Origin of the sequence: Janthinobacterium sp. YR213 (assembly GCF_900099875.1) — a bacterium.
GTDB classification, from domain to species: Bacteria; Pseudomonadota; Gammaproteobacteria; order Burkholderiales; family Burkholderiaceae_D; genus Janthinobacterium; species Janthinobacterium lividum.
In genome coordinates, this window is record NZ_FNDA01000001.1 from 1,191,573 (window position 1) to 1,203,788 (window position 12,216).

The following is a 12,216-nucleotide window of genomic DNA, read 5'->3' on the forward strand; positions in this document are numbered from 1 at the left end:
GCCCCCCCCCCAAGATGTGTCTTGTCCACCGCTTGCCGCCATGAGGATCGCCAATGACGCCATCGCTCGCTGTCGCCAGCCAGGCACTGACTGCCCTGATCTACGAAGCGGCCACGCGGCATGGCGCCTGGTCGCAATTCCTCGCCGCCTTTGCGCAACAACTGAAATCGCACGCGGGTTTGATCTGGGCCAATGATTTCAGCAACCGCTCGGTCGACGTCCAGCTGCCCGGCAGCGGCCTGTCCGCCACCTATGGCTTCGAGTCGGATGCCATGGCCAGCTTTGCCAGCTATTACGGCGCGCGCAATGTCTGGCTGGAAGACGCCACCCTGCACCGCGAAGGCGCCGTCGTCACCGGCTCCATGCTGTTTCCCGACCATTGCCTGAAGAAAACCGAATACTGGAACGACTGGCTGCGCCCGCAAGACATCTTTTATACGGCGGCGGCCATCGTCGAACTGCGCGCCGAGCGCTCCACCAATGTCACCGTGGTGCGCCGCGAACAGGCGGGCGCCTATGACGCGGGCGAACTGGCGCTGGTCCGCAGCCTGATGCCGCATTTGCAAACGGCCTTTGCCCTGCAGCGCAAGCTGCGCCGGCTGGAAGTGCTGTCCCAGAGTTCCACGCAGGTGCTGGAATTGCTGCCGTTTGGCGTGCTGCTGCTCGACGCCACGTCGCAACTGCTGTACGCCAACGAGCGGGCACTGGCCATGACGGCCGCGACGCGGCTGCTGCATCTGCGCGAAGGCGCCCCCCTGTATTGCCCGCGCGAAGCGGACAACGGCGCGCTGCGGCGCATGCTGCACGAGGCGGCCCAAACGGGCACGACGGCGGCAGGCGGCCCCGGCGGCGTGCTCAACCTGAACGGATTGACGGGCGAGCAGCTGCGCCTGCGCGTCACGCCCCTGCCTTCCTGGCACAGCCCGTTCGGCTCGGCCAGCGCCATCGCCGTCTTCCTCAGCGACAGCAGCGACCTGATCACCTCCCTGGCCGCCACCCTGCGCAATTTCTATGGCATGACGGTGGCCGAAGCGCGCCTGACGGAAGCGCTCGTCAACGGCTATTCCTTGCAGGAATACGCCGAACGCCAGCGCATTTCCATCCACACGGCGCGCACGCAGATCAAGAGCGCCACCGCCAAGGCCGGCGCCCAGCGCCAGGTGGATCTGGTGCGCATCGTGCTGACGGGCCCGGCCGTGCTGCAGCGCAATCCCCTTCCCGCCTGAATCCGTTCAAAAACGCGCGCCGCCAGCACGCTTTTCATTTATATCGTAAGATGGCTATATCGTAAAACAGCGATATTAGAATTGAACAACTACGATATATACATCGCTGAAAAGCGAATTGTATATTCAGGAGAAACAATATGGATATCGACGCCATCCACAAGGCGCTGGCCAATCCGGTGCGCCGACAGATTTTGCAATGGCTCAAGGAGCCGCAGCTGTATTTCCAGGAGCAGGATCACCCGCTGCACCTGGGCGTATGCGCCGGCCTGATCGACCGCCGCCTGAACCTGTCGCAATCGACGGTCTCGGCGCACCTGGCCAGCTTGCAGAAGGCGGGCCTGATTTCGGCAACCAAGGTGGGTCAATGGAGTTTCTTCAGCCGCAACGAAGCCACCATCGAAGCCTTTCTCGATCACATGCAGCAAGGTTTGTAAGTACAGCTTTCATCTCGATAACTCCGTCTCAACGCCGCCCGAGCGGCCCCAACAAGGAAATGACAATCATGGCAACTTTATTCGACCCCATCACCATCGGCAGTTTGCAACTGAAAAACCGCATCATCATGGCGCCGCTGACGCGTTCGCGCGCCGGCAACCCGGGCCGCGTGCCCAACGCCCTGATGACCGAGTACTACACGCAGCGCGCTTCGGCCGGCATGATCATCTCGGAAGCGACGGCCGTCACGCCCCAAGGCGTGGGCTATGCCGACACGCCGGGCATCTGGTCCGAGGAACAGGTGGAAGGCTGGAAACACATCACCCAGGCCGTGCATGACGCAGGCGGCTTGATCGTATTGCAACTGTGGCATGTGGGCCGCATTTCCGCCCCCGTCTTCCTCGATGGCGACTTGCCCGTGGCGCCCAGCGCCGTCAAGCCGGCCGGCCACGTGAGCCTGCTGCGCCCGAAACAGGAATTCGTCACGCCACGCGCGCTGGACACGGAAGAAATCCCCGGCATCGTGGCAGCCTACCGCCTGGGCGCCGAGAATGCGAAAAAAGCCGGTTTCGACGGCGTGGAAATCCACGGTGCGAATGGTTATTTGCTCGACCAGTTCCTGCAAGACAGCACCAACTTGCGTACCGACAACTATGGCGGCTCCGTTGAAAACCGCGCCCGCCTGATGCTGGAAGTGACGGACGCGTGCATCGAAGTCTGGGGCGCGGACAAGGTGGGCATGCATCTGGCACCGCGCCGCGATGCGCACGACATGGGAGATTCCGACCCGCGCGCCACCTTCGGCTATGTGGCACGCGAGCTGGGCAAACGCGGCATCGCCTTCATCTGCGCCCGCGAAGCGCTGGGCGACGACCGCCTGGGCCCGTACCTGAAGCAGGAATTTGGCGGCGTGTACATTGCCAACGAGAAAATGGACAAGGCGGCGGCCGAAGCCCTGCTGGCCAACGGTGAAGCCGATGCCGTGGCCTTTGGCCTGTGGTTCATCGCCAACCCCGACCTGCCCATCCGCCTGCACAGCGACGCGCCATTGAATCCCCTGAACCCGGATACCCTGTACGCAGCGGACGCTGCCGGTTACACGGACTACCCGGCACTGGCGGCACACGCCTGAACGGCTCCCTGAGACTCCCTGAGAATACCCTGAGAGCTCCCTGAGCGGCACTAAGCTGCTCATCCCCGCTCATCCCCCACCGGCGGCGGACGCAACGATACCAACGCAACTCACTGCGTGACGATCGCGGCGCCCGCCGTTTTCGCCGCTTTTTTTAATGACACCGCCGCTCCCCATCGTCAGCGCCATCGGCGCCGTGCCGGCCGGGCCGGACGACGCGCCTGCACGCTGCTGAAGACCCGGCGTATCACCTCGACCGGTACCGCGTGTTCGCGCAAATAGGCTGTCGCCACCGTCCGTCCCAGGGTGTGATGAAAAGCGACGCCTCGCTCGACGAGCTCGGCCATCACTTTGTCCGTTCGCACATGCTCCCCATTTACATCATCGATGTTGTTTTTCATGCCATGGCTCCATGTCGGGTGGATCAACGCTGCGTCAAGTTTTGACCACATTGTGCGCATTTAGTGCCCGACACAGTGGCCAAGCATCGTTAAAATAGCGGCAGCAACCGCCCCGACACCGCATGAATAGCGGCCTCGGCTGCTTGTCGCCATCGCCAGCCCCGTATAGAATGCCTGCGCAGAATTTTTGCTTCAAGGAAAATGGCCACCAGCGCCATCCCATTAAGAACAGTGTCACTGAAGGGTATCAATGGACGATTTATTTGTACAAGCGGGCGACTTGCCGACCTGGCACCAGCGCTGCGCGCTGCGCGTGCTGCACCTGTTTGGCTGGCGCATGCGCTTCCGTCCCCTGCCGGGACCGCGCGGCATCGCCGTCGTCTACCCGCACACGTCCAACTGGGATTTCATGGTGGGCCTGTTCGGCAAATGGGCGCTGTCCCTGCCGTTCCGCTGGCTGGCCAAGGATTCCCTGTTCCGCGGCCCGATGGGCAAGGTGCTGCGCTACCTCGGTGGCGAACCCGTCGACCGCAGTACCACCAGCGGCACGATCCAGCGCCAGGCCGAGCGCATGCTGGCCGCCGACTGGTACTGGCTGGCCATCACGCCGGAAGCGACGCGCAGCTACCGCCCGAACTGGAAGAGCGGCTTTTATCACCTGGCCCTGGCCGCCAAGGTGCCGCTGTTGCTGGTGTATATCGACTACCCGAACAAGGTGCTGGGCGTCGTCGACCATATCTATCTGACGGGCGACAAGGACGCCGACATGGCCGCCATCGCCGCCGTGTATGCGGGCCATCAGGGCTTGCATCCTGAAAAGGCGGCGCCCATCGTGCTGTCCGAGAAGCGCCCCGGCGCTTAATTCATTCCCATCAGCACCACGCCGGCGGCCGTCATGGCCACGCCGGCCAGGCGCAGCATGCGCTCGGCCAGTACCTGGCCGATGAAACGTCCCGCCCCCAGCAAGGTGGCCGAAGCCAGCAGGAAGCCGCACGCGGCCGAGGCGGCAGGCAATTCCTGGCCATGAGCATTGCCATGCGCCAGCGCAAACAGGCCCACCAATCCCATGCCCAGCCAGTTCGGCAAGGCCAGCGCCAGCGCGATGGCCAGTCCCACCAGCGCCACCGTGGCGGCGATACCCGTTTCCAGCCCGGGTACCGCCACGCCCGCCATGCCTGCCAGCGCGCCGAGCAGCATCATGCAGAGGAAAGTGGCGGGCTGGGCCAAGCCGCGGCGCTGCTGGCCGCCCCAGATGCCCACGCCCAGCATGGCCAGCAAATGGTCGATGCCCGTGAACGGATGGGCGAAACCGGCCAGGAAACCGGCGCTCTCGCCATGGCCGGGGTGGGCCATGGCGGGCAAGGCCAGCAGGCACAGCACCGCCACGGCGGCCGTATTCTTCATCAGTCTTGCGCTCATTGCAGCTCCTTGCCTGGTTGATCGAGCAAACCTTGCTCGCGGATAAAATCAATGACGACCTGCACGCCGTCGCCGCTGCGCAGGTTGGTGAACACGAAGGGGCGCTCGCCGCGCATGCGTTTGGCATCCTGCGCCATGATGTCCAGATTGGCCCCCACATACGGCGCCAGGTCCGTCTTGTTAATAATGAGCAAATCGGAACGCGTGATGCCGGGCCCGCCCTTGCGTGGGATCTTTTCGCCGCCGGCCACGTCGATCACATAAATGGTGAGGTCCGACAATTCCGGACTGAAGGTGGCGGCCAGATTGTCCCCGCCCGATTCGACCAGGATCAAATCGAGATTCGGAAAATCTGCCTGCATGCGCGCGATCGCTTCCAGGTTGATGGACGCGTCTTCGCGGATGGCCGTGTGCGGGCAGCCGCCCGTCTCCACGCCCATCAGGCGCTCGGCCGGCAAGGCATCCGCGCGCAGCAGGATTTCCATGTCTTCCTTGGTGTAGATGTCATTCGTGATGACAGCCATGTCGTAGCGCTCGCGCATGCCCTTGCACAGCATTTCGCACAGGGCCGTCTTGCCCGATCCGACGGGGCCGCCGATGCCCACGCGCAAGGGATTGGAGGTGATCGATGTCATTTTTTGCTCTCTCATAAAATTGTCAGGAACGGTACAGCCGGCTGTACTGCACTTCGTGCCGCATCGACAGCAGCGACAGGCCGGGCGCCCAGTTGCCCATCTCGTCGTCTGCCAACGTTTGCGCCGTGAGGGCCGCCGCTTCCAGCTCCGGGCGCAGCGACAGCAGCAATCGCTGGCCCGCCACCTGCCCCAGCGGCACGGATTTCACGCAGACGAGCACCTGGTTTTCCGCCCACGCGAACAGCATGGCCAACAGCGCCTCTTCGCGCGGAATCGCCAGTGCCGCCACGGCGCAGGCATAGGCCGTGGGCAAGGCCACCTCCGGCTGGCCCTGCAGCATGTCGATCAGCACGCCGTCGGCCACGCCCAGCTCGGCCAGCAACTTGGTCAGCGAATAGCCCATCTGGATGGTTTCGGCGCGAAATTCCGCCGTGTCGCGCGAAGCGATGAAACGCTCGCTCCAGCGCTGCACGGCGCACAAATCCTGCGCTTCGAACGCTTGCATCAAGCGCCAGCACAGCGGGGCTTCCCAACGCGCCACCACGTGCGTCAGATGCTGGGCGATCCACTCGCGCGCCGTGGCCGCATCCACTACCAGGCCGGATTCGAGCGCCGCCTCCAGCCCCTGCGAATAGCTGTAGGCGCCAATCGGCAAGGCCGGACTGGCAAACTGCAGCAAATGCAGCAGGGCGGACGCCTGCATCATGCAGTGTCACCGGGGCGGTGGATTTTCTGCCGCAGCGGCACGGGCGCCAGCAAATGCTGGTCATGGCCGTCGTGGTGGCCATGGCCGCCGCCATACGCGCCAGCTTCCGGCTCGAACGGCGCGCTTTCTTCCGTCACGCTCGCCTGCAAGCCTTCCAGCATCTCCTTCAGCACGACATCCTTGCGGATGCGCAAAAAGCCGTCGCCCACCTGCGCCTGCGTGTGGCGGTTCCCCAGGTGAAAAGCGCAGCGCAGCAGGGTATGCGCATCCGCGCAGCGCACCAGGTAGGTCGGTTCGCGCGCGGCGACGATCTGCACCACCTGGCCATCCGGCCCCGTCATGCGCTCGCCATCGCGCAGCACCGTGCCGCGCACGGTAAACACGGCCACATCGTCGCCAGTCGACAGCACGGCGCGCAGCCGGCATTTTTCGCGCTGGTCGTAGGGCAGAACCAGTTGCGCAAACGGCGCGCGTTCATCGCCAGGTGCCAGCTTGGTATGCAATGTGAGCATGATTGTCTCCTGCTTAAAATAGAAAATAGCGCTGCGCCATCGGCAGCACGGCGGCCGCCTCGCACACGAGCAGCTGGCCGTCGGCGCGCACGGCGTAGGTTTCCGGGTCCACTTCCATGTGCGGCGTGGCGCTGTTGTGGATCATGTCGTGCTTGCGCAAGCCGCGCATGTTCTTCACGGCGATGATGGATTTATTCAGTTTCAGCTGGTGGCCGATATCGAGGTCGTAGGCTGCCTGCGAGACAAAGGTAAACGACTTTTTCAGGCCGCCGCCGAAGGCGCCGAACATCATGCGGTAGTGCACGGGCTGCGGCGTGGGGATCGAGGCGTTCGGGTCGCCCATCTGCGCGGCCGCGATCATGCCGCCTTTTAGAATCATCGACGGCTTGACGCCGAAGAAGGCCGGCTTCCACAGCACGATGTCGGCGATCTTGCCCGCCTCGATCGAGCCCACCACGTGCGAGATCCCATGCGTGATGGCCGGGTTGATCGTGTACTTTGCGATATAGCGCTTGGCGCGGAAATTGTCGCTGCGCGCCGTGTCGGGCGCCAGCGCCCCCCGCTGCACCTTCATCTTGTGCGCCGTCTGCCAGGTGCGCATGATCACTTCGCCGACTCGCCCCATCGCTTGCGAATCGGACGACATCATCGAAATGGCGCCGATGTCGTGCAGGATGTCTTCCGCGGCGATGGTTTCGCGGCGGATGCGCGACTCGGCAAAGGCCACGTCTTCGGCAATGGCCGGGTCCAGGTGGTGGCACACCATCAGCATGTCCAGGTGCTCGTCGAGCGTGTTGACGGTGAAAGGCCGCGTGGGATTGGTCGACGAAGGCAGCACGTTGGCCTGGCCCACGGCGGCGATGATGTCGGGCGCATGGCCCCCGCCCGCCCCTTCCGTGTGGAACGTGTGGATGGTGCGGTCCTTGAAGGCGGCCAAGGTGTGTTCGAGAAAACCGCCTTCGTTGAGGGTATCGCTGTGCAGCGCCACCTGGATATCCATGCGGTCCGCGACGGACAGGCAGTTGTCGATGGCGGCCGGCGTGCTGCCCCAGTCTTCGTGCAGTTTCAGCCCGATGGCGCCCGCGCGCACCTGCTCTTCCAGCGGCAGCGGCAGGCTGACGTTACCTTTCCCCATGAAGCCCAGGTTCATCGGGAAGGCATCGGCCGCCGCCAGCATGGCGTGCAAGTGCCACGGCCCCGGCGTGCAAGTGGTGGCGGCCGTGCCCACGGCCGGTCCCGTGCCGCCGCCCAGCATGGTGGTCACGCCGCTCATCAGCGCTTCCTCGATCTGCTGCGGGCAGATGAAGTGGATGTGGGTATCGACGCCGCCGGCCGTGACGATCAAGCCTTCGCCGGCGATGATCTCGGTGGCGCCGCCAATAACCAGGGTCACGCCGGGCTGGATGTCGGGATTGCCCGCCTTGCCGATGCCGAAGATCAGCCCGTTTTTCAGGCCGATATCGGCCTTCACGATGCCCCAGTGGTCGAGGATGACGGCATTCGTGATGACGGTATCCATCACCTCGGCCGCGCAGCGCTGCGACTGGCCCATGCCGTCGCGGATCACCTTGCCGCCGCCGAATTTCACCTCTTCGCCGTAGATCGCGTAGTCATGCTCGATCTCGATGAACAGTTCCGTGTCGGCCAGGCGGATGCGGTCGCCCTTGGTGGGACCGAACATTTCGGCATACGCGCTGCGGGGAATGCTGGCCATCTCAATCCTTTCCCGGTGGAGTATCTTGCAGTTCGCCCATCACTGCGCCATTGAAGCCGTAGACCTTGCGCTCGCCCGCCAGCGCCACCAGTTCCACCGTGCGCTGCTGGCCCGGCTCGAAGCGCACGGCCGTACCGGCCGTGATATTGAGGCGCATGCCGTAGGCGCGCCAGCGCTCGAAGGACAGCGCAGGGTTGACTTCGAAAAAGTGGAAATGCGAGCCCACCTGGATCGGCCGGTCGCCCCGGTTGGCCACTACCACGGTGGCCGTGGCGCGTCCGGCATTCAAGCTGATTTCGCCTTCTTCCAATTTGTATTCGCCTGGGGTCATGACCGGCTCCTGTAATGTCGCTTGGTTGGTTAAGGTATCGGGTGGTGCACGGTGACCAGCTTGCTGCCGTCGGGGAAGGTCGCCTCCACCTGGATATCAGGGATCATCTCGGCGATGCCGTCCATGACGTCGGCGCGCGAGAGTATCTTCGTACCGTCCGACATCAGCTGCGCCACCGACTTGCCATCGCGCGCCCCTTCCATGATGGCCGCGCTGATCAGGGCCACCGCTTCCGGATAATTCAACTTCAAGCCGCGCGCCAGGCGCCGTTCGGCCAGCAGCGCGGCCGTAAAAATGAGCAGCTTGTCTTTTTCGCGGGGAGTCAGGTCCATGATTTTCCTTGCGTTTCTTTCCTGATTAAGTGTTCCAGATGCGGGGCACGACGGCGTCGCGTCCCAGCATGGCGGGACGCAGCAACTGCCAGGCGGCCAGCATGATGCGGCGCGCCGCCTCGCTGTCGCCGCACAGCAGGCGCACCGCCACCAGCGATTTCATGTGCGTGGCGCCAAACGCGGCGCCTTCCGGCACGGCGATCTCGCGCACGGCCGCCAGCACGGCGGGAGAAACGGGCGTGCCGATGGCGATCAGGGTGGCGCACACGGTGTGGCCTCCCAGGCCCAGTGGGCTGGCCATCAGCGCGCCGCCGGCGGCCAGCAAGCCCTGCTCCCACCACAGCAGCTTGCCGCCGCGGCGGATCCGCACCTGCTGGCTGATGCTGCCCGTGTTGAACATTTCGCCCGAGGCGCTGCGGCCCAGGCAGACGATGTCGCAGCCGATGTAGCCCGCGTCCGGCGCCAGGTCCACCTCGTGGCGCAGGCGCACGCAAGCCTGGTCGAAGAAAATGCTCTCCTGCGGCAGCCACTCGATAGCCGCACCGCTAGCGGCGCGCAGCATGATGTGCTGGCCCGAGACATGGCCGTTGGCGCGGTACCACTTGGCGGCGCCCGGGGACGTGAGCAAGGCGTGCGCACCCGCGCCCACCGTGGCGTCGACGGCCAGCTGGTCGCCGCCCACCACGCCGCCGGGCGGATGGACGATGATGGCGTGGCAGACGCGATCACCCTCCGGATACAGGGGCTTTTGCACGCGCAGGGGGCCGCTGTGCGTGCGCTCGACGAGGCGGCTGACGCCATCGTGCAGCGCAAAGCCCAGGCGCAAGTGCGCCTGCCAGGCGCCGTGCGCGCTGGCCTGCAAAAGCATGGCTGGAGGGGTACTGTCTGGCATGCGGGGCAATCGCGTAAATAAGCGATTACCTAAGCAGGATATGTGCCAGCGTCAGGGGAAATAAAAGTGAGAATCGTGCACCGCGCTGCAGCGAACGCACCGGCATGGTGCATCGGCCGCACCGCGGCGCTTAGGCCGCCGCCACGGCCAGGGTGCGCCGTTCGCGCAGCAAGGCCGTGAAGGCTTCCGCATCCAGGGGGCGGCTGAAGTAATAGCCCTGCATTTCGTCGCAGCCGTGTTCCGTCAGGAAGTCGACCTGCTCGCGCGTTTCCACGCCTTCGGCGATGACGCGCATGTCCAGGTTGTGCGCCAGCGAGATGACGGAACGGGCGATGGCCGCATCGCTGCTACTGGTGGTGACATCGTCGACGAACGATTTGTCGATCTTCAGCACGTCGATGGGAAAGCGCTTCAGGTAGCCCAGGCTGGAATAGCCGGTGCCGAAGTCGTCGAGCGAAATGCCCACGCCGATATCCTTCAGGCGCGTGAGGGCCGCCACGGCCTTGTCCGGATCGCCCATCACGGTGCTCTCCGTGATCTCGATGCCCAGGCAGGCGGGCGCGATGGCGTATTTGCGCAAGGCCGCCTCGACGAACGGCACCGTGCGGTCTTGCGCGAACTGCTTGCCGGACAGGTTGACGGCCACCTTGATGCTGCCCAGGCCCGCGTCGTGCCAGGCGCGGATCTGCGCGCACACGCTTTCGAGCACCCATTCGCCGATGGCCGTGATCGAGCCATATTCCTCTGCCAGCGCGATGAACAGGCCGGGCGGCACCTTGCCCAGCACCGGATTATCCCAGCGCAGCAAGGCTTCCGCGCCCAGCAAGGCGCCCGTGCGCAAGCACATCTGCGGCTGGTAGTGCACTTCAAATTCATCGCGGCCGATGGCGCCGCGCAGCTGCTGCTGCATCGCCAGGCGGGCGCGGATATCGCTGCCCATGCGCTCCGTGAAGAAGGCGTAATGGTCGCGTCCCATTTCCTTGGCGCGCACCAGGGCCGTATCGGCGTGGCGCAGCACGTCGTCGAGGCTGTCGCCGTCGGCCGGGCACATGGCGATGCCGATGCTGGTGGTCAGCGCCAGGCGCTCGCCATCGACGCTGAGTTCTTCGCGCAAGCCGGCCAGGATGGTTTGCGCCAGCCCCAGGGTGCGCCCCAGCAGGGCATCGTCCTGCAGCAGGATCTGGAATTCGTCGCCGCCCTGGCGCACCACCGTGTCGCCCTCGCGCACGCAGCCGGACAGGAAACGCGCCACCACTTGCAGCGCCTTGTCGCCCACGGCCTGGCCGTGCGAATCGTTGATGTTCTTGAAGCGGTCCAGGTCCAGGCACATCAGCACCACTTGCTGGCTGTCGCGCAGGGCGTTCGCGCGCGCCTGTTCGAAGCGCTCGCGCAGCAGCACGCGGTTCGGCAAGCCCGTCAGCGCGTCGTGGTAGGAGAGGAAATCGATCAGATGCTGCTCGGCCTTGCGCTCGCTGATGTCGAGGAAGACGCCGATGTAGTTGACGACGGCGCCATCGGGGCCGTGCACGGTGGAGGCGCTGAGCAGGCAGGGATAGGTGTCGCCGCTCTTGCGCCGCGTCTGCACCTCGCCCGACCAGCAGCCGCTGCTGCGCAAGCCCTGGCGCAGGGCCAGCAGCACCGCCTCGCCCGTGTGTTCGGCATGCAGGCGCAGGATGTCCGTGCCCACCACTTCCTGCGCCGCGTAGCCGGTGATGCGCGTAAAGGCGGGATTGGCCGTGACGATGACGCCGGCAGGATCCGTGATCAGGATGGCGTCCTGGGTCGCTTCAAAGACCTGGCCCGACAGGCGCAGCAATTCTTCATTGGCGCGGCGGATCTGCACTTCGCGCGCCAGGGTGCTGGCCACCTGTTCCAGTTCGGCAGTGCGTTCGGCCACGCGCCGCTCCAGGTTGGCTCGCTCCTGCGCCAGCTGCAGCTGCGCCCGCGCCAGGCGCACGTGGGCGTCCGTACGGGCCAGGATTTCCTCGGCCTGGAAGGGCTTGGCGATGAAATCGACGGCGCCCAGCGCGAAGCCCCGCACCTTGTCGTCCGTATCGTACTGGGCCGACAGGAAGATCACCGGCACCTGGCGCAGGGACGGTATTTCCTTCAGGCGGCGGCACACTTCAAAGCCGTCGAGGCCCGGCATGCGCACGTCGAGCAGGATCAGCTCCGGCGGGCGCGCCTGGGCCGTCCACAGGGCCAGTTCACCGTTCGGCGCCTGGCGCACCGCATAGCCGGCGCCGCCCAGCAAATCGCTCAACAGCTTCAGCGAAGCCGGCGTATCTTCAACGATCAGTACTTCGCCCTTCGAGTTCACTTCCGAAAAATCGCGGTGCATGTAGCAGTTCTCTCAGCTTTGGATGAGGCGCGGCGATCCGTTGCCGCGCTGGACAAGACATTTCTTTGCGATGAACTACGTACTATCATCATAATCTTTATTGCAATTTAGCACCATCCATCGGTGGCACTTAGCCC

14 protein-coding genes are annotated in these 12,216 nt (G+C 64.7%); 4 read left to right on the forward strand and 10 right to left on the reverse strand.

What is annotated here, in order from left to right; genetic code table 11:
* Positions 1-53: 53 nt before the first annotated feature.
* The 3 genes from BLT98_RS05245 to BLT98_RS05255 all read left to right on the forward strand — a co-directional run bounded on the left by BLT98_RS05245 (position 54) and on the right by BLT98_RS05255 (position 2,796).
* A complete protein-coding gene (locus BLT98_RS05245) occupies positions 54-1,226 on the forward strand; it encodes a helix-turn-helix transcriptional regulator (RefSeq protein WP_034783169.1) in 1,173 nt (390 codons plus the stop codon).
* A 140-nt stretch (positions 1,227-1,366) separates the two neighbouring features.
* Positions 1,367-1,663 (forward strand): ArsR/SmtB family transcription factor, encoded by a 297-nt coding sequence (locus BLT98_RS05250; RefSeq protein ID WP_092605729.1) that lies wholly within the window; start codon positions 1,367-1,369, stop codon positions 1,661-1,663.
* Between the two features lie 68 nt (positions 1,664-1,731).
* Entirely contained in the window at positions 1,732-2,796 is a 1,065-nt protein-coding gene (locus tag BLT98_RS05255) for an alkene reductase (protein WP_092605731.1), read from the forward strand.
* A 179-nt stretch (positions 2,797-2,975) separates the two neighbouring features.
* On the opposite strand, the gene BLT98_RS28690 is transcribed toward BLT98_RS05255, so the two are convergent.
* Entirely contained in the window at positions 2,976-3,197 is a 222-nt protein-coding gene (locus BLT98_RS28690) for a hypothetical protein (protein ID WP_070258079.1), read from the reverse strand.
* 250 nt (positions 3,198-3,447) lie between these two features.
* On the opposite strand from BLT98_RS28690, the gene BLT98_RS05260 reads away from it, so the two are divergent.
* Positions 3,448-4,059, forward strand: coding sequence for a 1-acyl-sn-glycerol-3-phosphate acyltransferase (locus BLT98_RS05260; RefSeq protein ID WP_092605733.1), 612 nt, complete (start codon positions 3,448-3,450; stop codon positions 4,057-4,059).
* On the opposite strand, the gene BLT98_RS05265 is transcribed toward BLT98_RS05260, so the two are convergent.
* The 9 genes from BLT98_RS05265 to BLT98_RS05305 form a co-directional block, all read right to left on the reverse strand.
* The gene (locus BLT98_RS05265; protein ID WP_244517391.1) at positions 4,056-4,616 is read right to left on the reverse strand and encodes a HupE/UreJ family protein; all 561 of its coding nucleotides are present in this window, start codon (positions 4,614-4,616) and stop codon (positions 4,056-4,058) included. The genes BLT98_RS05260 and BLT98_RS05265 overlap by 4 nt on opposite strands.
* Complete coding sequence (gene ureG, locus BLT98_RS05270) at positions 4,613-5,251, reverse strand: urease accessory protein UreG (RefSeq protein WP_034783159.1); 639 nt, start codon at positions 5,249-5,251, stop codon at positions 4,613-4,615. The genes BLT98_RS05265 and ureG overlap by 4 nt, the downstream gene beginning before the upstream one ends.
* A gap of 22 nt (positions 5,252-5,273) precedes the next feature.
* Entirely contained in the window at positions 5,274-5,954 is a 681-nt protein-coding gene (locus BLT98_RS05275; protein ID WP_070258072.1) for an urease accessory protein UreF, read from the reverse strand.
* Positions 5,954-6,469 (reverse strand): urease accessory protein UreE, encoded by a 516-nt coding sequence (ureE, locus tag BLT98_RS05280; RefSeq protein ID WP_092605737.1) that lies wholly within the window; start codon positions 6,467-6,469, stop codon positions 5,954-5,956. The genes BLT98_RS05275 and ureE overlap by 1 nt, the downstream gene beginning before the upstream one ends.
* Positions 6,470-6,482: 13 nt before the next feature.
* The gene (ureC, locus tag BLT98_RS05285) at positions 6,483-8,183 is read right to left on the reverse strand and encodes an urease subunit alpha (protein WP_092605739.1); all 1,701 of its coding nucleotides are present in this window, start codon (positions 8,181-8,183) and stop codon (positions 6,483-6,485) included.
* A 1-nt stretch (position 8,184) separates the two neighbouring features.
* The gene (locus BLT98_RS05290; protein WP_092605741.1) at positions 8,185-8,514 is read right to left on the reverse strand and encodes an urease subunit beta; all 330 of its coding nucleotides are present in this window, start codon (positions 8,512-8,514) and stop codon (positions 8,185-8,187) included.
* A 29-nt stretch (positions 8,515-8,543) separates the two neighbouring features.
* On the reverse strand, positions 8,544-8,846 hold the full coding sequence (locus BLT98_RS05295; protein WP_034751936.1) for an urease subunit gamma: 303 nt from the start codon (positions 8,844-8,846) through the stop codon (positions 8,544-8,546).
* A gap of 25 nt (positions 8,847-8,871) precedes the next feature.
* Positions 8,872-9,738, reverse strand: a complete 867-nt coding sequence (locus tag BLT98_RS05300; protein WP_092605743.1) for an urease accessory protein UreD — start codon at positions 9,736-9,738, stop codon at positions 8,872-8,874.
* Between the two features lie 130 nt (positions 9,739-9,868).
* The gene (locus BLT98_RS05305) at positions 9,869-12,079 is read right to left on the reverse strand and encodes an EAL domain-containing response regulator (RefSeq protein ID WP_092605745.1); all 2,211 of its coding nucleotides are present in this window, start codon (positions 12,077-12,079) and stop codon (positions 9,869-9,871) included.
* Positions 12,080-12,216 lie beyond the last annotated feature (137 nt).

Excerpts from the sequence above, each read along its gene's own strand:
- BLT98_RS05265 (WP_244517391.1), bottom strand. The coding sequence starts at position 4,616 with ATGAGCGCAAGACTGATGAAGAATACGGCCGCCGTGGCGGTGCTGTGC.
- BLT98_RS05250 (WP_092605729.1), top strand. The coding sequence starts at position 1,367 with ATGGATATCGACGCCATCCACAAGGCGCTGGCCAATCCGGTGCGCCGA.
- ureE (WP_092605737.1), bottom strand. The coding sequence starts at position 6,469 with ATGCTCACATTGCATACCAAGCTGGCACCTGGCGATGAACGCGCGCCG.
- BLT98_RS05245 (WP_034783169.1), top strand. The coding sequence starts at position 54 with ATGACGCCATCGCTCGCTGTCGCCAGCCAGGCACTGACTGCCCTGATC.
- BLT98_RS05255 (WP_092605731.1), top strand. The coding sequence starts at position 1,732 with ATGGCAACTTTATTCGACCCCATCACCATCGGCAGTTTGCAACTGAAA.
- BLT98_RS05305 (WP_092605745.1), bottom strand. The coding sequence starts at position 12,079 with ATGCACCGCGATTTTTCGGAAGTGAACTCGAAGGGCGAAGTACTGATC.
- ureG (WP_034783159.1), bottom strand. The coding sequence starts at position 5,251 with ATGACATCGATCACCTCCAATCCCTTGCGCGTGGGCATCGGCGGCCCC.
- BLT98_RS05260 (WP_092605733.1), top strand. The coding sequence starts at position 3,448 with ATGGACGATTTATTTGTACAAGCGGGCGACTTGCCGACCTGGCACCAG.
- BLT98_RS05295 (WP_034751936.1), bottom strand. The coding sequence starts at position 8,846 with ATGGACCTGACTCCCCGCGAAAAAGACAAGCTGCTCATTTTTACGGCC.
- BLT98_RS05290 (WP_092605741.1), bottom strand. The coding sequence starts at position 8,514 with ATGACCCCAGGCGAATACAAATTGGAAGAAGGCGAAATCAGCTTGAAT.
- BLT98_RS28690 (WP_070258079.1), bottom strand. The coding sequence starts at position 3,197 with ATGAAAAACAACATCGATGATGTAAATGGGGAGCATGTGCGAACGGAC.
- BLT98_RS05300 (WP_092605743.1), bottom strand. The coding sequence starts at position 9,738 with ATGCCAGACAGTACCCCTCCAGCCATGCTTTTGCAGGCCAGCGCGCAC.
- ureC (WP_092605739.1), bottom strand. The coding sequence starts at position 8,183 with ATGGCCAGCATTCCCCGCAGCGCGTATGCCGAAATGTTCGGTCCCACC.
- BLT98_RS05275 (WP_070258072.1), bottom strand. The coding sequence starts at position 5,954 with ATGCAGGCGTCCGCCCTGCTGCATTTGCTGCAGTTTGCCAGTCCGGCC.